Consider the following 24,914-nt stretch of genomic DNA (forward strand, 5'->3'; position numbering starts at 1 on the left):
ATGGCTTTTGAAAATTTAAGTGAAAAATTGCAAAAAGCATTAAGAAAACTTACTGGTAAAGGTAAAATTTCTGAAAATGATATCAATCAAGCGTCTAGAGAAATTAGATTAGCATTGTTAGAAGCAGATGTTAATTTTAAAGTAGTCAAAAAATTTATTAAAACTATTAAGGCTGAAGCTTTAGGAAAAGAAGTTCAAGAGAGCTTAAATCCTGGTCAACAAATTATAAAAATAGTTAATGATGAGTTAACAAAAATGATGGGTAGTGATACTGCATCTATTATTGAGGCGAAACATATACCTACTATAATTATGATGGTTGGTTTGCAAGGAACTGGTAAAACTACTACAGTAGGAAAATTAGCCAATTATTTAATTAAAAATAAAAAAGCAAGGCCATTGTTAATTGCTGGTGATATATATAGACCAGCTGCTATTGATCAATTAAAAACAATCGGTGCATCTTTAAATGTTCCAGTTTATAGTGAAAATAATACAGATGTAGTAGCTATTGTTGAAAATGGATTGATGCAAGCAGATAGAAATCATAATGATTATGTCATTATTGATACGGCTGGACGTTTAGAAATTGATGATCAGTTGATGGATGAGTTAAAAAATATTGTTGATGTAGCTCATCCTGAAAATATCATATTGGTTGCTGATGCGATGACAGGTCAAGTTGCTGCAACAGTTGCTGAAGGATTTAATTCAAAATTAAAATTGACTGGTTTGATTTTGACAAAACTTGATGGTGACACACGTGGTGGTGCAGCTCTATCTATTAGAGAAGTTACAGGATTGCCGATTTTGTTTACTGGTCAAGGAGAGAAGTTAACAGAACTTGATACATTTCATCCTGACAGAATGGCTTCAAGAATTTTAGGTATGGGTGATATGTTGAGTCTGATTGAAAAGGCTCAGCAGGATTTTGACGCTAAAGAAGCAGAAAAAGTTGCTCAAAAAATGCGTGAAAATACCTTTGATTTTAATGATTTTGTTGATCAAATGGATCAAATGCAAAAAATGGGACCATTAGATCAAATAATTAAGATGATACCAGGTATGGCTAATAATCCAGCATTGAAAAATTTTAAAGTACCTGATAAGCAAATCGCACATACTAAAGCAATAGTGTATTCAATGACGCCAGCTGAGAGAGAGAATCCAGATCTGCTGAATCCTTCTAGGAGACGTAGAATTGCTGGAGGATGTGGATTATCTGTTGTAGAAGTTAATCGCATGATTAAGCAATTTAAGCAGGCTAAGGATATGATGCAAAAGGTAACATCGGGTAATTTTAAAGGATTAAGTAATCTACCTGGAATGGATACTCCTATGGCTAAAATGGCAATGAAATCTATGAGTAAGAATTTTAAAAAGAATAAACAAAAACGTCTGAAAAATATAAAAAGGTTCCATTCATAATATTTTTTAGCTGTTAAGTAAAAAAGCTTTACAGACATTTTTATTTTGTGGTATACTAATTAAGCAAAATATTTAGGAGGAAATTATTAATGTCAGTTAAGATACGTATGCGTCGTATGGGCTCAAAAAGAAAGCCTTTTTATCGTTTAGTTGTTGCTGATTCACGTATGCCACGTGATGGTCGTTTTATTGAGGAAGTTGGTTTTTATAATCCACTTTCAGATACTGATAGTGTTAAACTTGATGAAGAAAAAGTATTTGCTTGGCTTCAAAAAGGTGCCCAACCTTCAGATACTGTAAGAAGTTTGCTTTCAAAAGCTGGCTTGATGAAGAAATATCACGAAGCAAAATATAATAAGTAATTATTGATAGTTTGGGATTGATTTCTCAAACTATTTTATTTATGGAGTTAATTTAATGACAGAATATTATTTTGTTGGCAAAATAATTAATACTCACGGCTTAAAGGGTGAAGTTAAAGTTAAAGCAGAAACAGATTTTCCCCAGCAGCGTTTTTGCCCCAATAGTAATTTATATATCAGTGTTGGAGATCAAAAAGTAAAAATGACAGTGGAAACTGCTAGATTTCATAAACAAGCATATTTAGTTAAATTTTTACAGATTAATGATATCGATGAAGCAAATAGAATTGTTAATAAAAATCTTTATGTCTCTGATGAAGATCAAACTGATTTACCGAAAGGTTCGTATTATATACATCAATTGATTGGACTTGATGTATTTGATTATGAAACTAAAACAAAAATAGGTATATTGACTGATATTGAAATGCCAGGAGCTAATGATATATGGGAAATAACGCCTAACAAAGGAAAAATATTTTGGATACCTAATATTTCATCTGTCGTTAAGCAAGTTGATCTTGTCAATAAAAAAATTGAGGTAATTTTGTTAGAAGGATTAAGAGATGAAAATTAATGTATTAACTTTATTTCCGGATATGTTTGCACCAGTCCAACAATCAATGTTAGGGCGTGGACTTGAAGACAAAAAATGGAATTTAAATTTAATAAATTTTCGTGACTTTACTTCAGATATTCATCATCATGTAGATGATAGTCCCTATGGTGGTGGTGCTGGTATGGTTTTACAAATTATGCCTATAAAAAAGGCCTTGGATACCATTGAAAACAAAGGAAAGGTTATTATTACTGCACCACAAGGGAAAACTTTTAATCAGGAAATGGCACGAGAATGGGCACAAGAGGATAATTTAACTTTTATTTGTGGCCATTATGAGGGCTTTGACTATCGAATCTATGATTTTGTAGATGAAATTGTTTCAATAGGAGATTTTGTTTTAACTGGTGGTGAATTGCCAACTATGAGCATGATTGATGCAACAGTTCGTTTGTTACCAGGTGTTTTAGGCAATGCAGCATCTCCAGTGGATGAATCATTTTCACATGGCTTGTTGGAGTATCCTCAATATACTAGACCTGCTGATTTTGAAGGTAAAAAGGTCCCTGAAGTATTAATGTCAGGTAATCATCAAAAGATAGCAGAATGGAGATTGAAAGAGGCATTGAGAATGACATATAAAAAGAGACCTGATATGTTAGCTTATAGGGTATTAACAGCACAGGAGCAAAAACTATTAGAGGAAATAAAACGTGAATCTTAAATATAGTTATTTACATTTTTTTTGAGATTTGTTACAATTATCGATGTGGTTTTAGCCACGAGTTATGGGTGTTCCGCTGACATGTATGTGTATGAATGCCGTAGAAGGAGAGATATTCATGGATCCATTAATTGCAGAACTAACAAAAGAACAACTTCGTACTGATATTCCTGAATTTCGTGCAGGAGATACTGTTAGAGTTCATGTACGTATTGTTGAAGGTACACACGAACGTATACAGATGTTTGAAGGTGTCGTAATCAAGAAAAAAGGTGCGGGCATTAGTGCTACATATACTGTACGTAAGATTGCGTCAGGTGTAGGTGTTGAACGTACTTTTCCTGTGAATGATCCACGTGTTGCTGAAGTAGAAGTTCTACGTCATGGTCGTGTACGTCGTGCTAAGCTTTACTACTTACGTGATCGTCATGGTAAGGCAGCAAGAATTGCTGAGAAACGTCGTGGATAATATATATTAAGTCATATTTATGTTTATGACTAAGAAAGCATTGGATTGTATTTTTCCGATGCTTTTTTATTTAAATATATATATCTGATATTGTTTAATTATGATAATATACACTTATGGATAATTAGAATAGGAGAACAGTTATGAATAAGAAAAAATTGTTCGTTGGCACTTTAATGCTAGCTTTAATGTTATCTGGTTGTACTAAGCAAGATGATCGTAGTGCAATTAATGTAAAGGCTCATAATAATTCTTCAACAAAGGTTAATAAAAAAGTAGTTGAAGCAAATAATAAAAAAGAAAATTCTAGATTGATATTCTTTAATAAAAAAATAAAAAGTGTAACATCTGGTATTCTTTTACCACAGGATGATGGTCTTAAACAAGGTAGTTCTAACCTTAATATGAGATTTGAAAATAATCCTGATCAGAGCGTTGTATATTATAGTGTTGGTGAGTCTAAGCAGAAATTTAATGATGAAATTTTAAAAAAAGAGCTACCTTATGCAATTTTGACAATGAGATCAAATATGACTAATGAGAAAATGGATAAATTGATTGGATATCGAGATGCTAAGGATGATGCTGGATTACGTCAAATAAAATTGAATGACAGTATTACTGCTGCTGTTGATGCTGGTGCTGGTCAACAATATTTACATTTCGTTAAGGGAAATTGGTCTATTATCGTACATGCTAGTTCTATAATGAATCAATCTGCTGAAAAACCTGCTTTAAAATTATTGAATTTAATAGAAAAGTATGGATTACCAAAGACGACAGGTAAGTCTACCATTTATATAACCGCTGGAAAAAGCAAAGGCTCTTTGAATAACGTATTTAAGTGGCAACTTAATGATAAATATTATCAGTTAGATACACATAGTCTTACGACTGCATTAAAAATGTTATCCAGTCTTGAATAAATAAAAAATGTTGTATGAGTTTTTATACCTTATACAACATTTTTTTAATTAGTTAAGTTTCTATATATGCCCACTACAGTGCCTAATATTTTTATGTGCTTAGATTTGAAATGGTGGTCTAATTTGGCAAGTTTTATTTTATCAAAGCTGTTTGCATATACGATTATATCATTAATATTAATTTCCTGATTTTTTAAATGAATAATTAACATATCATTGTTCATAATTTGCAACTCGTTTAAAGAAGTATCGGGATATTGCCATATTAGTAATTGGTTATCGTAATTTTGTAAATTAGGTAGCATAGGAAACTGGTCTATGATATCGCTTTTGGCAAAATATGGTTTTTTTGAACGAATATTTTTAACTAGAGGAATGGCTTTAGAATCAAGATTTAATTTTTTATTACCTAATTGAGTAATTTCAATAGCACGAGGCTTAGCTGCATTTCTGACTATCCATCCTTTTTTTTCTAAACGCAATAAATGACCATGTACTGTAGCTGTTGAGGATAATCCAATGCCATCACATATTTCTCTTACTGTGGGTGGAAAATTATTTTTTGATATATAATTGTAAATGAAACTTAGTATTGCTAGTTGTTTATTTTTATCATTAGTTAATTCCATGATGACTCTTCTTGATTAAGGATATTCTAACAACAATACTTTAGTTAGTAAATAAAAAATATGTTATACTTTTATTGTTTGACGATTTAAAGTGAAATACATAACATAAGTGAGGTAATTGATTTGAACGAGGCAGATGAGAAATTAGTTAAACGTATTAATGAACTTTATCATTTGAGTAAACAAAGAAAATTGACTGAATTAGAAATAAAGGAGCAAAAAAAACTTCGCTTACAGTTTTTAGCTAATTTCAGAGCAGGTTTTAAGCAACAAATAGAGGATATTGTGTTTGTGGATGAAAAAGGCAATGAAGTTACATCGGAAAAAGCCAAAGCTGTACAGCGAAAGAAAGGCTTAAGAAAAGATTAAATAAAACTTTTCAATTGGATTTTTTTTTAGTATAATATAGGAATGTTAATTTAGGAGTGATGAATATGAATTATATTTGGATTATTTTAATTATTGTTGCTTTTTTAGTTGGATTAGCTGCGGGTTTTTATGGTGCAAGATTATATATGAAAAAATATTTTAAGGAAAATCCACCTATTAGTGAAGATATGATTGCAGCTATGATGTCACAAATGGGACAGAAACCTTCTGCTAAGAAGCTAAATCAAGTAATGAATATGATGAAACATAGTCAACGCTAAATTTATATATAATATTTATAGAATAAGAATTATGTTCTTATTCATTTTTTTATACTTAATCATGAGGAATTTATATGGGAATTTATCAAAAGTTAGGGTGGTTTTTTAAACAGCACAAGAAAAGATATATTTTTGGAATTGCTATGCTAATGTTGACATCCTTAGCTAATTTGGTTCCACCTAGAATATTGGGATTAATGGCTGACCAGTTGAATAAAAAGCAAATAACCTGGTTTAGCTATTTTAAATATACCGGATTAATATTAGTTGCTGCATTATCACTGTATGTTTTAAGGCTGCTCTGGAGAAGTCTGATTTGGGGAGGAGCTACGATTTTAGAAAAAGAGTTAAGAGCTAAATTGTTTGCTCATTTTATGAAAATGGATAGAACCTTTTTTCAAAATAATCGAACAGGTGATTTAATGGCTCATGCTACTAATGATGTTATGGCTGTTCAAGAAGTAGCAGGAGATGGTATTTTAACGGTAGTAGATGCTATTACTTTGGGTGGTTGCACCGCTATTGCTATGATCTTGTTTGTGGATCTTAGATTAACGCTAATTGCATTACTTCCCATGCCATTATTAGCTATTTTTGCTAGGTATTTTGGCGACAAACTATATGTAGCTTATGATAAATCACAAGCTGCTTTTTCCAAATTAAATAATAAGACTCAAGAGTCAGTATCTGGGATCAAAGTATTGAAAACTTTTGGCCAAGCTAAACAAGATACTAATTCTTTTAATAAAATGGTTGATGAAACCATCTGTATTAATAAACAAGTTTTTAAATGGCAATCAATGTTTGACCCGTTGGGTAGTTTATTAATTGGGTTAACATATGTTATTGCTATTATTTATGGCAGTATTTTGGTTAATAATCAGTCAATTACTGTTGGTCAATTGGTTTCTTTTGTTGCATATATAAGTAACATGGTTTGGCCAATGTTTGCTATCGGATATTTGTTTAATATTTTAGAGCGTGGTTCTGCAAGCTATGATCGTATTGAAAAATTATTGGTGCAAAAACCTTTAATTACTGATAAAAATGCTGATTCTCTGTTGAATATTCAAGATTTACATTCAGATTTAGAATTTAATATTGATTCCTTTGCATATCCAGATGATGTTGATCACAATATTTTAAAAAATATTCATTTTACGCTGAAACCAGGTCAAACTTTAGGGTTGGTAGGTAAAGTAGGAGCTGGTAAAACTACATTGATCAAATTATTATTACGTGAATATGATAATTACGCTGGAAATATCAAGTTTGGTGGAGAAAATATTCAAAAAATTCCTTTGAAAGAATTATTAGAAGCAATTTCTTATGTTCCTCAAAAAAATTTTCTCTTTTCAACTACTATAGCTGGAAATATTGCATTTTCTAATCCAGATGCAACGATGGATGAGATACAAGCTGCTGCCAAAAAAGCAGGACTACATGATGATATTATGGCTATGCCAGAACAGTATGAAACAATTGTTGGTGAAAAAGGCGTTTCACTTTCAGGTGGTCAAAGACAAAGAATGTCGATAGCTCGAGCATTGCTAAAAGACAGTCGCGTTTTAATTTTAGATGATGCACTTTCAGCTGTTGACGCTAAAACTGAAGGAATTATCTTGCATAATTTGAAAGCTGAAATGCATGATAAAACAGCATTAATTGCTTCTCATAAATTAAGTTCCGTGATGGATGCTGATTTAATTTTGGTTTTAAAGCATGGCCAAATTGTTGAACAAGGTGTACATGATGAATTACTTAAGAAAAAAGGTTGGTATGCAAAAATGTGGGAGCGGCAAGAATTACAGAGTAAGGTAGGTGAAAATATTGACGAATAACAAGCAAGAATCTATCTGGGCACATTCGATACCCGTTAAAGAGCAGTTAAAAATATTTGTTAGATTGTTACACTTTGTTAAACCTTATAAGCTAGAAATGATATTAGCATTAGTTGGTGCTTTTTTAGTCAGTGTTATTAATATGTTGTTACCATTTGTATTGCAATATTTTATTGATAAATATTTGATTAAATCACACCCTGCATTAAAGCTAATTCTATTTTTTGCGTTGCTTTTTGCGGTGGGAACAATCATGAAAGCGATCATTCAATTCATCTATGAATACTTTTATGCCGTTGGATCAGAAAAGACTCTGGAGAATGTGCGTCGCTGTTTATACAAGAAAATGCACAGTTTAGGTATGAGATATTTTGACCAAACTCCAGCTGGTTCGATAGTTTCTAGAATTACCAATGATACTATGACTTTAAGTCGTTTCTTATCAGTTTGGGCCAGTGCAGTTATCGGAATTTTTTCTTTGGTAACATCCTTTGTAGCAATGTATTGCACAAATAAGCCAGCTTCTTTAATCGTTTTAGCATTTTTACCAATTTTGCTGTTTATTATTTGGTTTTATTCAAGAAATAGTTCCAGATTATATCGTAAGTTTAGAGAATATCTAAGTGATATTAATACTAATTTGAATGAAGCTATTGAAGGTGTATCTCTTATTCAACAATTTAAGCAAGAAAAGAGAATGATGTCATTATTTGAAAAAAAGAATATAGCATTGATGAAAACACGTCAAAGAATGATTTTATTAAATGCATTTCTTTTATCACCTTTAACTAGTTTGTTATATTCTTTGGCTTTAATAGCATCATTACTATATTTTGGTTATCCTTTGCGTGAAACCTTTATCCCTGCTGGTGTAGTCTATGCATTCTCACAATATATAGCTACATTTTTTAATCCGATAGCAATGGTTATGGATACTATGACATTATTTCAAGATGGTATTGTTGCAGGTAAAAGAATCTTTGCTTTACTTGATAATCCCGAATTGGAGCCTAAGCAGTCGGCAAATGCTAAAGATGATAATATAATTTTTAACGGTAAAGTAGAATTTAAACATGTTAGTTTTTCATACGATGGAAAAAATGAAATTTTACATGATATTTCCTTTAGTGTTGATCCAGGTAAAACCTTAGGTATTGTTGGTCATACTGGTTCAGGTAAGAGTTCCATCATCAATGTTATGCTTAGATTTTATGAATTCTATCAAGGTCAAATTTTGATAGATGGTGTAGATATTAAAAATTATTCTAAGAGTGAATTATGTAAAAAAATAGGACTTGTGTTGCAAGAACCATTTATGTTTTATGGTGATATAGCATCTAATATCAGACTTTATAATAAAGATATTACTGATAAAGAATTAGTTAATGCTGCCAAGAATGTTCAAGCAGATGGCTTTATTCAAAAGATGGCAGATGGTTATAAAACTAGAGTATTAGAAGGCGGCGAAGGATTAAGTCAAGGACAAAAACAACTTATTTCTTTTGCTAGAACTTTAGTAACTAATCCTAAAATTTTAGTTTTAGATGAAGCTACAGCCAATGTTGATACTGAAACAGAAACTTTAATTCAGCAAGGATTAGATAAATTAAGACAAGGTCGAACAACCTTGGCTATTGCTCACCGTTTATCAACGATTGCCAATGCTGATAAAATTATCGTTTTAGATAAAGGTCGTATTGTTGAAAGTGGTAATCATGAGAGTTTATTAGCCAAAAAAGGTTATTATTATGATTTATACACTTTGCAGACAAATAGTGAAGATTAAAAAAAACTAAGTCATTTGATATGACTTAGTTTTTTTAATACAAATATATTATTTGGGAATATATTTAAAATTAGGATTTTGTTCATTATCCAATTCTTGCCAAGCATTTTCTAATTTTGCATACAATATTGGTGTGTTTTCATTATTAATTTTGATTTTTCTGTCTAAATAAATTGGCTTGCCAAAACGAATTTCAACATTTTGTCTTTTTAGGATTCCTTTAAAAGTTAAAGGACCTTGGTATATAACAGGAACAATAGGCTTATTTGCAAGTTTTGCTATTATAAATACACCACTTTTTAACTGATCAGAATGCCTTGTTCCTGATGGAAAAATCATAAATGATCGTTGTCCTGCTTTTAATTCTTTAACTGGAATCTTGATAGCTGACGGTCCAGGATTGGCTCTATCTACGGGAAATGCATTACACTTTTTTAATAAAAATCTATATATAGGATTTTTAAATAGTTCTTTTTTTGCAATAACTACAAATTCTGTATTTTTTGCTGCTATTGCAAATAAAAAAGGTTCCCACCATGTTCGATGTGGAGCAGCTAAGATATAATTTCCTTCAGGTATATAATTACTATTATGGATATGTAAATGACCATTAATGATCCAAAAAATAATGCGAACAGTTGAGCGTAAAAATTTATAAAACATGTTTTCCTCCCAATTCATGTATAGTATTATACAGCATATATCGATAAAGGAGAATAGAAATGGAAATTCTGAAAAGTAATGAGCGAATAGATTATATGTATAGTGATCATCTTAAAGTTATACAACGAAAAGATGCCTTTTCATTTTCCTTGGATACATTATTGTTAGCCTATTTTGCTAAAGAAAAGATACATGATCGTGATAAAGTAGTAGATCTTTGCTGTGGTAATGGTGCAGCTACTTTGTATATGTCATATTTTAACTTGGCTCATTATGATGCTGTTGAAATACAACCTGAAATTGCGTCACAGGCCAAGCGATCAGTTAGCTTGAATCAGTTAGAAAATAGGATAACTGTTCATTGTATTAATGCACTGGATGCCCCTAAAAATTTGGGAAAGGATAAATTTGATGTAGTTACCGTAAATCCTCCATATTTTAAGGTACCTGATGGACATAGAATTAATCCTAATCAACAAAAAGCGATTGCTCGTCATGAAATTTTAATAAATTTGGAGCAAGTGATCATTGTTGCAAGTCAGTTATTAAAAATGAAGGGAAAACTTTTTATTGTTCATCGACCAGAAAGATTAGCTGAAATTATCCACTATTGTTTGAGTAACCATATGGGAGTAAAAAATATTCAGCCTTTTGCACCACAAAAAGATCATAAAACTAACTTAGTTGTAGTTGAAGCTGTTAATAATGCACCAACAGATGGTTTGGTTTTAAATAATCCGATTATTGTGCATAATTCTGATAGTTCATTTACTGATGAAATTGAAAATATTATTCATGAAAATAAAGCTGCAAGTTCCAAGACAGAAAATAAAAAATATTATTTTTATTGCTTACAATGTGCTGATGGGAGCTTTTATGGTGGCTTTACTGATAATTTAAAAAAACGTATTGAAGCTCATAATGCAGGCAAAGGTGCAAAGTATACTAAAATTAGAAGACCAGTTAAATTATTATATTTTGAAGAATTTGATGATAAAAGAGCAGCCTTAAAACGAGAGTATTGGTTTAAACATCATGATCGAAAGTGGAAAGAAAACTTTTTGACAGAACATAATGTTAAATTTTGATTGTAATTAATAACTAATTCATATATAATTACTTTGTATGTCTTTACATACTATAAATCACATCAAAAGCGATTAAAATTATGGTGCCTTGTAGGTCTAAATTTTAGTTAAACTTTTGAGAGGAAAAACCATAGGAGGAATTTATTATGACAGTTGTAACAATGAAACAATTGCTTGAAGCAGGTGTACATTTTGGACACCAAACTAGAAGATGGGACCCTAAGATGGCTCCTTACATCTTTACACAAAGAAATGGTATTTACATAATTGACTTGCAAAAAACCATTAAGATGTTAGATGATGCATACAACTTTATGAAAGATGTAGCTACTGACGGTGGTGTATTCTTATTTGTAGGTACTAAAAAGCAAGCACAAGATGCTGTAAAAGAAGAAGCAATTCGTGCTGGACAATACTTCATTAATGAACGTTGGTTAGGTGGTACTCTTACTAACTGGTCAACTATTCAAAGCCGTGTTCAAAGATTAAAGCAATTAAAGAAAATGTCTGAAGATGGTACTTTCGAACTATTACCAAAGAAAGAAGTAGCTGTTTTAACTAAAGAATTAGATAAATTACAAAGATTTTTAGGTGGTATCGAAGATATGCCTAGAATACCAGATGTTATGTTTGTAGTTGATCCTAAGAAGGAAAAGATTGCAGTACACGAAGCAAACATTTTAGGTATTCCAGTTGTAGCTATGGTAGATACTAACACTGATCCAGAACCTGTTGATGTTGTTATACCTTCAAATGATGATGCAATTCGTGCAATTAGATTAATTGCAGGTGCAATGGCAGATGCTGTTATTGAAGGAAAGCAAGGTCAAGATGATGAAAAATCTGTTGAAGCTGAATTCACAGAAAAATCAGAAGCTGATGACGAAAAGTCAATCGAAGAAATTGCTGACGAAGATTAATATTTGACATATTTGTGATAAGGAGATTGATGATGGCAAAAATTACTGCTGCACAAGTTAAGGAACTCCGTGAGCGTACCGGTGCTGGTATGATGGATGTAAAGAAAGCCTTAGTAAAAGCCGATGGTGATATGGATAAGGCTACAGATATTTTGAGAGAATCTGGAGCTGCAAAAGCTGCTAAGAAGAGTGGTCGTATAGCTGCTGAAGGATTAGCTGCGTTTGATGTTGAAGGAAATAATGCAGTGTTGGTAGAGATTAACTCTGAAACAGACTTTGTTTCTTCAAATGATAAATTTGTTAAGTTTGTTGATGACGTTACTAAAGCAATTTTAGCTGCCAAGCCTGCTGACTTAGAAGCTGCTATGAATGTGCCATTAGGTGAAGGTACTATTGCGAGTGCTGAAACTGAGTTAACTGCTGTAATTGGTGAGAAGATTACTCTTAGAAGATTTACTATTTTGACTAAGAAAGATAATGAAGTCTTCGGAGCATACAAGCATAATAATGGTGCTATTATTGCTGTTACTATCCTTGATGGTGATAACGCTGAAGCTGCCAAGAATATTGCTATGCATGTAGCTGCTATTAATCCTGAATATTTAGATAAGAGTCAAGTTCCTGCTGAAGTTTTAGAGCATCAAACTGATGTCTTCACTAAAGAAACAGAAAAAGAAGGAAAACCTTCTAAGATTATTCCTAAGATTGTTGAAGGTCGTATGAATAAATACTTAGCAGAAATTTGTCTTGTTGATCAACCATACGTTAAGGATTCAGATATGACTGTTGCTGAATATGTTAAATCAGTTAAGTCAGAAGTTAAGAATTTTGTTCGTTATGAAGTTGGTGAAGGAATCGAGAAGAAACAAGAAGATTTTGCTGCTGAAGTTCGTGAACAAATGAGATAAATTTTAATCAACTCAAAAATACTTATGTTAGTATTTTTGAGTTTTTTTTTTAGATATTATATTTTAAAAGTAGAGAAAAAAACTAGCATTATAAATTAGCATATAATTACGAGTATTGTTATGGTAAAATGGTAGGAGCTATAGAGGAGGATCAACATGAGTCAATTAAAGTATAAGCGTGTAATTTTGAAAGTTTCAGGAGAAGCTCTTGCAGGTTCTGAAGGTAGGGGTATCAATCCAGAAGTTATTGCACATTTAGCTATGGAAGTTAAAAAAATTCATGATATGGGCGTTCAGATAGGCATTGTATGTGGCGGTGGCAACATGTGGCGCGGTGAAACTGGAGCAAACTTAGGTATGGAGAGAGCCCAAGCAGATTATATGGGAATGCTAGCTACAATTATGAATGGATTAGCTTTACAAGATGCTTTGGAAAATTTGGGTGTTCCTACACGTGTGCAAACATCTATTGAAATGCGACAGATTGCAGAACCGTACATAAGAAGAAAAGCTATACGACATTTAGAAAAAGGTAGAGTAGTTATTTTCGGTGGTGGAACAGGTAATCCGTACTTTTCAACTGACACTACTGCTGCATTACGTGCAGCTGAAATTAATGCAGATGTAATTTTAATGGCTAAAAATGGTGTTGACGGAGTATATTCTGCAGATCCTAAAATCTATCCAGAAGCAGTTAAATTTGATGAACTTACACAACTTGATATTATTGCAAAAGATTTGAAGGTTATGGATAGAACAGCTAGTTCGCTGTCTATGGACAACAATATTCCTTTAATTGTATTTAATGTGAATGAAGCTGGTAATATCAAGAAAGTAATTGAAGGCGAAAATATTGGTACAGTAATAAAAGGTGGTAAATAATGTCGAATGTAATTATTGAAAAAGCAAAAGCAAATATGAGTAAATCTATTTCTGTTTTTGAAAAAGAATTAGGCGGTATACGTGCAGGTGTTGCTAATGCAAGTTTGTTGGATGGTATAAAAGTTGAATATTACGGTGTTCCTACTCCTTTGACACAAATGTCTAGTATTACAATTCCAGAGGCACGTGTGCTAATGATAACGCCATTTGATAAAACAACTCTTAATAATATTGAACACGCAATTTTGGCATCTGATTTGGGAATTACACCTGCAAATGATGGTAGTGTAGTTAGAATAGTAATTCCCCAATTGACTGGAGAAAGAAGAATAGAGATTGCTAAAAAAGTAGGTAAGTTAGCTGAACAAGCTAAAATAGCAATTAGAAATATTCGTAGAGAAGGTATAGATGCTTTAAAAAAGCAACAAAAAGATGGCGAAATTACTGAAGACGATTTGCATAAATTTGAGAAAGATATTCAAAAAATAACTGATGATGCTACAAAAGATGTAGATGCTTTAGCAGATAAGAAGAGTAAAGAAATTACTAAAGCATAAGGATTACCAAGTAGCATGAAGCAAGAAAATAAAAGATTAGATCATTTAGCTATTATTATGGATGGCAATGGCAGATGGGCTCAAGAAAGGCACTTACCTAGGATTATTGGTCATCGTAGTGGAATGAATAAGGTTAAGGAAATTGCATTAGTAGCTAACGAGTTAGGAGTTAAAGTTTTAACTTTATATGCCTTTTCTACAGAAAACTGGGGAAGACCTCGCGATGAGGTTAACTATTTAATGAAGTTACCTATTAATTTTTTTGATAAATTTATGCCAGAGTTGCAGAAAAATAATATTAAAGTCAATATTATGGGTTTTAATGATAAGCTTCCTCTAGCAACTGCTGAAATTATAAAAAAAGCAGAGCAAGAAACTGCTGACAATGATGGTATGATATTGAATTTTGCTTTTAATTATGGCTCTAGGCAAGAAATAACTGCTGCTATTTCTAAGATAGCATTAGATATTCAAAATAAAAAAATTGAAGTTGATTCAATAAATGAGCAATTGGTATCAGATTATTTAATGACGGCAAAATTTGGAGATTATGCTGATCCTGATTTGTTAATTAGAACTTCTGGTGAAGAACGCTTATCTAATTTTATGTTATGGCAATTAGCCTATTCAGAATTTTATTTTACTAAAACATATTGGCCAGATTTTACTACCGATGAATTTAAAAAAATAGTAGAAGAATATCAGCATCGTGACCGACGTTTCGGAAAAATTTAAATAAGAGATGAAAATATATGAAACAAAGAATAATAACAGCGTTAGTTGCATTAATCTTTTTTATTCCAGTATTATTATTGGGTGGTTATTGGATAGATGTAATGGCTTGCTTATTAGCTTGCTGTGCGATTAGCGAAATTTTTATAATGAAAAAACAAATTTTAATATCAATTAATTTTTTGATAAGTTTGTTAGCAACTTTAACTTTGACATTGCCTGATAAGTTCTTTAACTTTTTACCTGTATTTTTAGGCAAAATACAATTATTCTGTATTTTGAATATGCTTCTTTTGACAATTACAGTATTATCTAAAAATAAAACGTCCTTTGATGATGTCGGAACTTATGTATTGGGTAGCATATATGTTGGTGCCGGTTTTCATTATTTAGCTGCAATTAGGAACATAAATGATGGATATGGATTAGCAATTTTAGGATTTGCATTAATTGTAGTGTGGGCGAGTGATATTGGAGCTTATGTTTTTGGCAGAAAATATGGTAAGCGTAAGCTTTGGCCAGTTATCAGCCCTAACAAAACGTGGGAAGGATCAATAGGCGGTATAATATGTGCGATTGTATGTACTACTATATATGTGCTGATTGTTCCAACAGGTAGAAATCAATTATTATTAATTGGTCTATCAATTGTACTATCAGTTGTAGGTCAAATTGGAGATTTAGTAGAATCAGCTATAAAAAGATTTTATGGTGTAAAAGATTCTGGAAAGATTTTACCTGGACATGGTGGGATCTTAGATAGATTTGATAGCTTATTATTTGTTTTACCAGTTGTTGCTTATATAGGAATTATGTAGGTTTTATTTATGAAGAGTATTTTAATATTTTTAGTTATATTTGGAATATTAGTATTTGTGCATGAATTTGGACATTTTTTTGTAGGAAAAAAATGTGGAATACTGGTAAGAGAATTTTCTATTGGTATGGGGCCAAAACTTTTTCAAGTTATGAAAAAGAAAACTACTTATACAATAAGATGGTTACCAATTGGAGGATATGTACGATTTGCAGGACCAGATGATATTGCTAAAATAGATCCGGGTGCAACAGTTGTATTACAATTTAATGATAATGGTGAGGTAGTTAGAATAGATAACTCGGGCTCACAAATGCCTATTTCCGGAATACCTGTTCAAGTTATTGAAAGTGATTTGGTTAATAGATTAATTATTCGTGGCTATAAAAATGGCGATGAGAATGAAAATATTACTTATTCTGTTAATCATGATGCAACTATAATTGAAAAAAATGGCAGCGAATTAATTATTGCACCTGAAGATACACAGTTTCAAAATGCTAAAGTTTTAAAGAAAATAGCAAGTAATGTTGCAGGTCCATTAATGAATATTATTTTAGGATTTATTGTTTTTATTGGACTATCAATTTCTGGACCTGGTGCACCAACAACTATTATTAATAAGACTATAGATAATAGCCCTGCACAGAGAATCGGATTAAAGAATGGTGATCAAGTAAAAGAAATAGAACATCAAAAAGTTAGTCAGTTAGAAGATATTTCTAAAATTATTGCAGAATACAAAGGAAAAAAAGTTGAAGTTGTAGTTCTACGGAATAATTCTTACCGGAAATTTAAAATAAAACCAATGAAGGTTGTTGATAATGGGCAAACGCTTTATCAATTAGGCTTTATTTGTAAGTTAGATAATAATTTGTTCAGCAAATTATCACATGGCTGTAAAACCAGTTTAAGGACTATGGGCTTGATTTTTAATGCATTATCTGGCTTGATTAGACATTTTAGTTTGGATAAATTATCTGGACCAGTAGGTATTTATTCACAGACAAGAAAAATGTCTGATTTAGGTTTTGCATATGTAGTAACATTTTTAGCAATGATTTCAATTAATTTGGGTATTGTTAATTTATTACCAATACCTGGCCTTGATGGCGGAAAATTGTTATTGAATGTGGTTGAATTAGTAACAGGTAAACCACTTTCACCAGAAAAAGAAGAATTAGTCAATATTATAGGCTTTGTCTTTTTATTGATATTGATTATAGCTGTTACAGGAAATGATATATATCGTTTCTTTATTAAATGATTATTTGGAGGAAAATATGCGTCAATCTATTTTATTTATACCAACTCTTAAGGAAGTACCAAGTGATGCAGTGGCTAAAAGCCATCAACTTATGTTACGTGGTGGATACATTCGTCAAGTTACAGCTGGTGTTTATGCTTATTTACCATTAGCATATTTGGTTTTACGTAAGGCTGAAAAAATTATCGAAGAAGAGATGGAGAATATTAATGTTCCAGAAATGATAATGCCGCATTTTCTTCCTGCTACTTTATGGGAAGAATCTGGTAGATTACCTAAGTATGGCCCAGAGATGTTTAGATTGAAAGATAGACATGGTCGTGAAAGTTTATTAGGGCCAACACATGAGGAAACTTTTACTGAAATTATTGGTAAAAATATAAAGAGTTACAAGCAAATGCCGATAGCTTTGTATCAAATTCAAACTAAGTTTCGTGATGAAAATAGACCTCGTTTTGGATTATTGCGTGGTCGTGAATTTGTTATGTTAGATGGTTATAGCTTTGCTGCTACTAGAGAACAATTAGATAAGCAATTTGATGATCAAAAACATGCATATAAAAAGATATTTAAGCGTTGTGGTGTTGAAGTATACCCTGTAATTGCTAATTCCGGTACTATGGGTGGTAAGAATTCAACTGAATTTCAAGCACCAGCATCTATAGGTGAAGATGTTATAGCTACAAATGAAACTGGTACATATTCAGCTAACTTAGAAATGGCACGAAGTATTGACACATTTTCACCAGAAAAAGAAGAATTAAAACCGCTTGAAAAGGTTGCAACTCCTGATTGTGCAACTATAGAACAATTGTCAGAATTTTTACATGTTCCAAATACGAGAATAGTAAAAAGTATATTATATATTGTTGACGATAAGAAAGTATTAGTATTAATACGTGGTGATAAACAAGTAAACGAAGTAAAATTGCAAAATGCACTTGATGCCGATTCTGAACCACGTGTGGCTACAAATGAGGAATTATTATCCGTAGTTAAAGCAACTAAGGGTGGTGTAGGTCCAGTTAATGCAGCATACGCCGATTATATTATTGCTGATGAAACAGTCAAAGGTTTATATAATGTTGTTGTAGGTGCTAATGAGAGTGATTACCAATATATTAATGCAAATATAGATCGTGATTTCAAAGTAAATGAATTTGCTGATTTACGTACGGCAAATGCGGGTGAACCTGATCCAGTAGATCATTTACCTTTGAAATTTACAACCAGTATTGAAGTAGGTCACATATTTAAGTTAGGTACATATTATACCAATTCAATGAATGCTAAGTTTTTGGATCAAAATGGTAAAACCCAACCAATTATCATGGGCTCATATGGTATCGGTGTTACTAGAATGTTGTCTGCTATTGTAGAACAACATTCTACAGATAATAGTATTTTTTGGCCAAAAGAAGTTGCTCCTTTTGAAATCCATATTATTCAAATGAATATGAAAAATGATGAACAGACTGTAGTTTCAAAGAAATTAGAAGAAATATTTAGTGATAAATATGATGTTCTTTATGATGACAGAAATGAGCGTCCGGGTGTTAAGTTCAATGATGCAGATTTAATTGGTGCACCAATTAGAATTATCGTTGGTCGTCGTGTGAGCGAACAGATTGTTGAAGTTAAAAAATCAACAGAACAAGAATCTGTTGAAATGTCTTTGGATTCACTTACTGAATATATTTCAAAAGAATTAAGGTAATGTTGTGGAAGATAAAAACAAGCTATTTTTAAGGCTCTTAGAGCAAATACAAATTATTGATAATATTGCTCAAAATTCTGACTTAAAAAAAGGCGAAATAGAAAACGTGGATGTTTATGCTAAGGAGCGTAAGTGGGTAATCCACGTTTTTTTACCTAAAGTGTTAGAATTTGATACATATATCATGTTATATAAGGCGTTGCATAAAACATTTGATCCATTTGTTAATGTGGATCTAGTTGTGCGATGCCAATTAGATGATAATAGTGAACTGAACAATTATTGGGAGTTTGGTATTGAACATGTTGAAAAATTATCTGCATCAGTTAAAGAATTTTTGATACATACTAAGCCTTGTTATCTTGATGCAAATTGGCAAATTACTTGTCAAAATAATTTTGTTCAATCTATGTTTACTTCAGAGGTTTTAGATGCCTTAGCTTCAGAATTTAATAAATATGGATTTAAAGATCTTAGATTTAATATTAATTTAGAAGATAAGACTAAGGAAGATATTAAGCAGCTAGAACAGCAGCAATTAGAGCATGAAAATGCTATGCAAAAAATGTATGAACAAAATCCAGAACAAAGTCCAGAATATAATCCAGAACATAATATGGAAATTACTAAAATCAAAGATTTGGAAGATGGTAATAAAGATATTTTTGTTGAAGGGCATGTTTTTAACGTAGAATCTCGTGAATTAAAGTCAGGTAAAGTCATTTTGACGGGAGAAATTACTGATTATACTGATTCTATAAGTTTTAAAAAATTTTTATCTAGCAAAGATAAATTGGCTGATTTAGAGGATATTAAGCCAGGTGTGTGGGTTCAGATACAAGGAAATGTTTTAGATGATACATTTCAACATGAAATAGTACTGAACATTAAGTCTATAAAGTTGATCAAACATATTGGTAGGCAAGAGACCTATGAGGGTAAACAAAAAAGGGTAGAATTACATTTACATACCAATATGTCGCAGTTGGATGCAACGAATTCTGCTGGAGATTTTGTTAAGGCAGCGAAAAAATTTGATCAGAAAGCTATTGCAATTACAGATCATGCGGATGTTCAAGCCTTTCCAGAAGCATATGTGGCAGGCAAAAAGAATGGATTAAAAATCATTTATGGCTATGAAGCTAATATGATTAATGATCAAGCTTTGTTGGTTTTAAACCCTGCTAATATGGATTATCGTGGTCAAGAATATGTAATTTTTGATGTTGAAACTACGGGTCTATCATCGGTTTACGATACCATTATTGAAATAGGTGCGGTCAAAATGAAAGATGGTGTAGTAATTGATCGTTTCGATAAATTTATTAATCCACATCATTTATTAAGTGATACTACAATTAATTTGACTTCCATTACTGATGAGATGGTGCAAAATGCGGATGATGAGAATATTGTTATTAGGCAATTCCAAGAATTTTATCAAGATTTACCATTGTGCGGACATAATGTACAATTTGATATCGGATTTTTAAATGCCGCTTTAAGACGGTGCAATATGGACATTATAACGCAACCTGTCGTTGATACATTAGAAGTTTCTAGGTTATTACATCCAGAACAGACAAGACATACGTTAGATTCTTTAGCTAAAAAATACAATGTTGTATTGGAGCATCATCATCGTGCCAATCAAGATGCAGAAGCTACAGGTTATTTAATGTTCAAATTGCTAGATGCTTTCTATGAAAGATTTCAAGAAGCTAATTTAGGTAAAATGAATGATTATGCTAAATTTGGACAAGTATATAAGAGAGCTAAACCTAATCATATGACGGTATTGGCAATTAATAAAGTTGGTCTAAAAAACATGTATAAGTTAGTTTCTTTAGCTTCTACTAAGTATTTTTATCGTCTTCCAAGAACACCATTATCAGAATTAAAAAGGTTACATGAAGGATTACTATATGGAAGTGGTTGTCTGCAGGGTGATGTTTTTATAAGTATGATGCAAAAAGGATATGATGCTACAAGAGAAAAAGCTAGAATTTACGATTTTCTTGAAGTGCAACCTCCAGCCGCATATCAACATTTATTGGACGATAAGCTAATAAAAGATAAAAAAGAATTACAAGAGATTATTACTAACATTTATAAATTAGGTAAGGAATTAGGAATTCCAGTTGTTGCGACGAGTGATGCTCACTATATAGATAAAAAAGATGCAATTTATCGTAAAATTTTACTATCTGCTCAAAAAGCTAATAGAGGTAAAAATTATGAATTGCCAGATTTACATTTTTATACTACGCAAGAAATGTTAGATGCGTTTAGTTTTTTAGATCCCAAAATTGCTGAAGAAATAGTTATTAAAAATACTAATATAATTGCAGATAAAATTGAAAATGTAGAACCTATAAAATCCGGACTATATCCACCACATATTGAAAATGCTGATAAAGAGATGGAACAATTGACTTATGACAAAGCTCATGAGTTATATGGAAATCCGTTGCCTAAAATAGTCAAGGATAGGCTTGAATATGAGTTGAAGTCAATTATTAGCAATGGATATGCAGTTATATATTTGATATCACAACGCTTAGTTGCAAAATCAAATAAAGATGGCTATTTAGTTGGTTCTAGAGGATCTGTGGGATCGAGTTTAGTTGCTACTATGTCAGGAATTACAGAAGTTAATCCTTTAGCTCCACATTATAGGTGCCCCAATTGTAAATATTCTCAATTCTTTGAAAAAGGAGAATATGGTTCTGGTTATGATTTACCAGATAAAAAATGTCCAAAATGTAATGCTGATTTAGCCAAGGATGGTCAAGATATACCTTTTGCTACTTTTTTAGGATTTCATGGTGATAAAGTTCCTGATATCGATTTGAATTTCTCAGGAGATTATCAACCTGTTGCTCATAGTTATATAAGAGTAATGTTTGGTCCAGATAATTCGTATCGTGCAGGTACTATTGGAACTGTTGCAGATAAGATTGCTTATGGATATGTAAAGCATTACGAAGATGAAAATGAGTTGAAATTGCGAAATGCAGAATTAGATCGCTTATCTCAAGGAGCTAGTGGAGTTAAGAGAACAACAGGGCAACATCCAGCCGGAATCGTTGTAGTACCTAATGATATGGACATTTATGATTTTACTCCAGTACAGTACCCCGCAGATGACTTAGATGCAGCTTGGTTAACAACGCACTTTGATTTTCATTCTATTCATGATAATATTTTAAAATTTGATATTTTAGGTCATGATGATCCTACTATGATTAGAATGCTACAAGATTTATCAGGCGTAGATCCTTTAACAATACCTCCATGTGATCCTGGAGTTATGTCTTTATTTTCTGGTACAGATATTTTGGGTGTTACACCTGAACAAATTGGTGTTAATACTGGTACGTTGGGAGTTCCTGAATTTGGAACTAAATTTGTCCGTGGAATGTTAGAGGAAACTAAGCCAACTACATTTTCAGAATTATTACAAATATCTGGATTGTCACATGGTACAGATGTTTGGCTAGGAAATGCAGAAGATTTAATTAATAAAGGTATATGTAAGTTAAAAAATGTAATTGGTTGTCGTGATAATATTATGACAGACTTAATTCACTGGGATGTTCCACCAGAAGTCGCTTTTTCAACGATGGAATCAGTTAGACATGGTAAGGGTATTAGTGATGAAAATATGGCTATACTGAGTAAAAACAAAAATATCCCAGATTGGTATATTCAATCATGTTTAAAAATAAAGTATATGTTCCCTAAAGCACATGCAACAGCATATATATTAATGGCTCTGAGAATTGCATGGTTTAAAGTTTATTATCCAGTTATTTATTACACATCATATTTATCTGTTCGTGCAGATTTATTTGATATTGTAGCTATGAGTCATGGTAAAAATACTGTTAAAGCAGCTATGAAGAAAATTAGAGATCAAGGCAACAATGCTTCTACTAAAGATAAAACCTTGTTAACAGTTTTAGAAATTGCTAATGAATGTTTAGAGAGAGGAATCAACATTAATATGGTCGATATTGAAAAATCGGATGCGTTGAATTTTAAAATTCTTGATGAACATAATATTTTAGCACCGTTTAATACTGTGCCAGGTTTGGGTGATAATGTTGCTAAACAGATTGTTGCTGCAAGAGATGAACAACCATTTCTTTCTAAGGAAGATTTATCTATTAGAGGTAAGGTTTCTCAGACAATTATGGAATATTTTGAAAATAATGGTGTCCTTGACGGGTTACCAGATCAAAATCAATTATCATTGTTTTAGACTATTAAGGGTAAGTTTTTAATTTACAAATGAACAAATATGATATATAATTAAACATATAATTCGAATAATGTGTTCGAGTGAGCAGGGATGCTCACTCTTTTTATTGCGGAGGATTATTTTGTTCAAAAATATAGATAAAGTTATAGAAGTTATTACTCCATTAGTTCACGCTAGAGGAGATGAACTTGTTGATATTGAGTATGTAAAAGAAAATAATCAGAATTATTTACGTATTTATGTTGATCGAGAACCTAATGGAATTGATATTGATGAAATAGCTACTTTAAGTGAAAGTGTTTCAGAACAACTCGACTTAATAAATCCAGATCCATTACCAGATCCATATATTTTGGAATTATCATCACCAGGTGTAGAAAGACCCATCAAAACTGAAGCCGATTGGTGTAAAGCTAAGGATGACTATGTTCATGTAGGACTTTATAAAAAAATTAATGGGCAGAAAAGTTATGAAGGAACTTTGTTGGATTATGATATGGATAAAATAATTTTAGAAATAAAAATAAAAACTCAACAACAAAAGATTACTATACCACGTAATATGATAGCTAATATACGATTTGCCATTAAATTTTAGAAAGGATGATATTAGAATAATGTCCAAAGAATTAATTAAGTCTTTTACGGCTTTAGAAGAACAAAAAGGAATTAAACAAGAAGAAATAGTTGATGCAATTAAAGCTGCATTGATTGCAGCTTATAAAAAAAATTATAATCAGGCACAAAATGTTGAGGTTATTTTTGATGAGAACAAAGGTAAGTTTATAGTTCAAGCAGTTAAAACTGTCGTTGATGAAGTCCAAGATGATAGACAACAAGTCAGTTTAAAAGATGCTCTTGAGATAAATCGGGCTTATGAAGTAGGAGATGAGATTCGTTTTGAAGTTACTCCTCAAAATTTTGGACGTTTAGCTGCACAGACAGCTAAGCAAGTAATTATGCAACGATTACGTGAAGCTGAACGTGCACATATTATTGAAGAATATTCTCAATATCAAAATGAATTGATCACAGGAACTGTAGAAAGGGTAGATAATAGATTTGTATATATCAAGATAGGCAACGTTGAAGCTGTTATGCCCCATAATGATCAGATGCCTGGTGAAGTTTATAAGCCACAAGATAGGATTAAAGTATTAGTTACAAAAGTTGGTTCTGATGCTAAAGGTACGCAGATCACTGTTTCAAGAACTGCTCCAGGTTTAGTAAAACGTTTATTCGAACAAGAAGTTCCTGAAGTTTATAATGGAACAGTAGAAATTATTTCTATTGCTAGAGAAGCTGGTGATAGAACCAAAATTGCAGTTAAGAGTAGTGACCCTAATATTGATCCAGTTGGAACTTTAGTTGGTCCTAAAGGATCTAGAGTACAAAATATTGTTAATGAATTATCTGGTGAAAATATTGATGTAGTAAAGTACGAAGAAGATCCATCAGATTATATAGCTAATGCGTTGAATCCTGCAGAAGTAATAGCAGTCCAGTTTGGTGAGGCTAATGATGATAAGAGTGCATTGGTTATTGTCCCAGATTATCAATTATCATTGGCTATTGGTAAAAAAGGTCAAAATGTTCGCTTAGCAGCAAGATTGACAGAATATAAAATTGATATTAAGCCAGAATCTCAAGTGGAATTTGTTGATGAGGATAGTTCCGCAAATGGAGAAGTTGAATCTGCAGATTAAATAGAAAAGAATAGGT

At 31.8% G+C, this 24,914-nt stretch carries 24 protein-coding genes; 22 read left to right on the top strand and 2 right to left on the bottom strand.

The features are described from left to right. The 6 genes from ffh to G6Z82_RS02565 all read left to right on the top strand — a co-directional run bounded on the left by ffh (nt 1) and on the right by G6Z82_RS02565 (nt 4,468). Entirely contained in the window at nt 1–1,428 is a 1,428-nt protein-coding gene (gene ffh / locus G6Z82_RS02540) for a signal recognition particle protein (RefSeq protein WP_006731810.1), read from the top strand. A gap of 89 nt (nt 1,429–1,517) precedes the next feature. Next, the gene (rpsP, locus tag G6Z82_RS02545) at nt 1,518–1,790 is read left to right on the top strand and encodes a 30S ribosomal protein S16 (RefSeq protein WP_006729117.1); all 273 of its coding nucleotides are present in this window, start codon (nt 1,518–1,520) and stop codon (nt 1,788–1,790) included. Between the two features lie 55 nt (nt 1,791–1,845). After that, on the top strand, nt 1,846–2,367 hold the full coding sequence (gene rimM / locus G6Z82_RS02550; RefSeq protein WP_006734201.1) for a ribosome maturation factor RimM: 522 nt from the start codon (nt 1,846–1,848) through the stop codon (nt 2,365–2,367). Continuing rightward, the gene (trmD, locus tag G6Z82_RS02555) at nt 2,357–3,073 is read left to right on the top strand and encodes a tRNA (guanosine(37)-N1)-methyltransferase TrmD (RefSeq protein ID WP_006729119.1); all 717 of its coding nucleotides are present in this window, start codon (nt 2,357–2,359) and stop codon (nt 3,071–3,073) included. Before rimM ends, trmD begins: the two co-directional genes overlap by 11 nt. Nucleotides 3,074–3,191: 118 nt before the next feature. After that, nucleotides 3,192–3,542 (top strand): 50S ribosomal protein L19, encoded by a 351-nt coding sequence (gene rplS, locus G6Z82_RS02560; RefSeq protein WP_006730924.1) that lies wholly within the window; start codon nt 3,192–3,194, stop codon nt 3,540–3,542. Between the two features lie 143 nt (nt 3,543–3,685). Then, a complete protein-coding gene (locus tag G6Z82_RS02565) occupies nt 3,686–4,468 on the top strand; it encodes a hypothetical protein (RefSeq protein WP_006729121.1) in 783 nt (260 codons plus the stop codon). 44 nt (nt 4,469–4,512) lie between these two features. On the opposite strand, the gene G6Z82_RS02570 is transcribed toward G6Z82_RS02565, so the two are convergent. Further along, on the bottom strand, nt 4,513–5,097 hold the full coding sequence (locus tag G6Z82_RS02570; protein ID WP_006732439.1) for a LexA family protein: 585 nt from the start codon (nt 5,095–5,097) through the stop codon (nt 4,513–4,515). 123 nt (nt 5,098–5,220) lie between these two features. On the opposite strand from G6Z82_RS02570, the gene G6Z82_RS02575 reads away from it, so the two are divergent. The 4 genes from G6Z82_RS02575 (at nt 5,221) to G6Z82_RS02590 (ending at nt 9,374) form a co-directional block, all read left to right on the top strand. Next, nucleotides 5,221–5,466 carry a DUF896 domain-containing protein gene (locus G6Z82_RS02575; RefSeq protein ID WP_006729123.1) on the top strand — a complete coding sequence of 82 codons (246 nt, stop codon included), beginning with the start codon at nt 5,221–5,223 and terminating at the stop codon, nt 5,464–5,466. 65 nt (nt 5,467–5,531) lie between these two features. Further along, on the top strand, nt 5,532–5,747 hold the full coding sequence (locus tag G6Z82_RS02580; protein WP_006730997.1) for a YneF family protein: 216 nt from the start codon (nt 5,532–5,534) through the stop codon (nt 5,745–5,747). 74 nt (nt 5,748–5,821) lie between these two features. Next, nucleotides 5,822–7,588, top strand: a complete 1,767-nt coding sequence (locus tag G6Z82_RS02585; protein ID WP_006737897.1) for an ABC transporter ATP-binding protein — start codon at nt 5,822–5,824, stop codon at nt 7,586–7,588. Next, nucleotides 7,578–9,374 (top strand): ABC transporter ATP-binding protein, encoded by a 1,797-nt coding sequence (locus G6Z82_RS02590; protein WP_164785772.1) that lies wholly within the window; start codon nt 7,578–7,580, stop codon nt 9,372–9,374. Before G6Z82_RS02585 ends, G6Z82_RS02590 begins: the two co-directional genes overlap by 11 nt. Nucleotides 9,375–9,422: 48 nt before the next feature. On the opposite strand, the gene G6Z82_RS02595 is transcribed toward G6Z82_RS02590, so the two are convergent. Beyond that, a complete protein-coding gene (locus G6Z82_RS02595) occupies nt 9,423–10,037 on the bottom strand; it encodes a lysophospholipid acyltransferase family protein (protein ID WP_006730929.1) in 615 nt (204 codons plus the stop codon). 59 nt (nt 10,038–10,096) lie between these two features. On the opposite strand from G6Z82_RS02595, the gene G6Z82_RS02600 reads away from it, so the two are divergent. The 12 genes from G6Z82_RS02600 to nusA all read left to right on the top strand — a co-directional run bounded on the left by G6Z82_RS02600 (nt 10,097) and on the right by nusA (nt 24,898). Further along, entirely contained in the window at nt 10,097–11,125 is a 1,029-nt protein-coding gene (locus G6Z82_RS02600; protein ID WP_006729128.1) for a GIY-YIG nuclease family protein, read from the top strand. Nucleotides 11,126–11,271: 146 nt separating this feature from the next. Beyond that, complete coding sequence (rpsB, locus tag G6Z82_RS02605; protein WP_006729129.1) at nt 11,272–12,045, top strand: 30S ribosomal protein S2; 774 nt, start codon at nt 11,272–11,274, stop codon at nt 12,043–12,045. Nucleotides 12,046–12,077: 32 nt separating this feature from the next. After that, nucleotides 12,078–12,953 (top strand): translation elongation factor Ts, encoded by an 876-nt coding sequence (tsf, locus tag G6Z82_RS02610; protein WP_006730987.1) that lies wholly within the window; start codon nt 12,078–12,080, stop codon nt 12,951–12,953. Between the two features lie 156 nt (nt 12,954–13,109). Then, nucleotides 13,110–13,835 carry a UMP kinase gene (gene pyrH, locus G6Z82_RS02615; protein WP_006729131.1) on the top strand — a complete coding sequence of 242 codons (726 nt, stop codon included), beginning with the start codon at nt 13,110–13,112 and terminating at the stop codon, nt 13,833–13,835. Continuing rightward, nucleotides 13,835–14,392, top strand: coding sequence for a ribosome recycling factor (gene frr / locus G6Z82_RS02620; protein ID WP_006735228.1), 558 nt, complete (start codon nt 13,835–13,837; stop codon nt 14,390–14,392). Before pyrH ends, frr begins: the two co-directional genes overlap by 1 nt. 15 nt (nt 14,393–14,407) lie before the next feature. Then, complete coding sequence (locus G6Z82_RS02625) at nt 14,408–15,127, top strand: isoprenyl transferase (protein ID WP_006729133.1); 720 nt, start codon at nt 14,408–14,410, stop codon at nt 15,125–15,127. Nucleotides 15,128–15,144: 17 nt separating this feature from the next. Beyond that, nucleotides 15,145–15,942 carry a phosphatidate cytidylyltransferase gene (locus G6Z82_RS02630; protein WP_006730922.1) on the top strand — a complete coding sequence of 266 codons (798 nt, stop codon included), beginning with the start codon at nt 15,145–15,147 and terminating at the stop codon, nt 15,940–15,942. 9 nt (nt 15,943–15,951) lie between these two features. After that, a complete protein-coding gene (gene rseP / locus G6Z82_RS02635) occupies nt 15,952–17,208 on the top strand; it encodes an RIP metalloprotease RseP (RefSeq protein WP_006729135.1) in 1,257 nt (418 codons plus the stop codon). A 16-nt stretch (nt 17,209–17,224) separates the two neighbouring features. Then, nucleotides 17,225–18,925, top strand: a complete 1,701-nt coding sequence (locus G6Z82_RS02640; protein WP_006735227.1) for a proline--tRNA ligase — start codon at nt 17,225–17,227, stop codon at nt 18,923–18,925. A gap of 4 nt (nt 18,926–18,929) precedes the next feature. Beyond that, the gene (locus tag G6Z82_RS02645; protein ID WP_164785773.1) at nt 18,930–23,192 is read left to right on the top strand and encodes a PolC-type DNA polymerase III; all 4,263 of its coding nucleotides are present in this window, start codon (nt 18,930–18,932) and stop codon (nt 23,190–23,192) included. A 121-nt stretch (nt 23,193–23,313) separates the two neighbouring features. After that, nucleotides 23,314–23,790 carry a ribosome maturation factor RimP gene (gene rimP, locus G6Z82_RS02650; RefSeq protein WP_006735224.1) on the top strand — a complete coding sequence of 159 codons (477 nt, stop codon included), beginning with the start codon at nt 23,314–23,316 and terminating at the stop codon, nt 23,788–23,790. Nucleotides 23,791–23,809: 19 nt separating this feature from the next. Then, on the top strand, nt 23,810–24,898 hold the full coding sequence (nusA, locus tag G6Z82_RS02655; protein ID WP_006731075.1) for a transcription termination factor NusA: 1,089 nt from the start codon (nt 23,810–23,812) through the stop codon (nt 24,896–24,898). Nucleotides 24,899–24,914 lie beyond the last annotated feature (16 nt).

This window comes from Lactobacillus iners, assembly GCF_011058775.1.
Classification (GTDB): Bacteria; Bacillota; Bacilli; order Lactobacillales; family Lactobacillaceae; genus Lactobacillus; species Lactobacillus iners.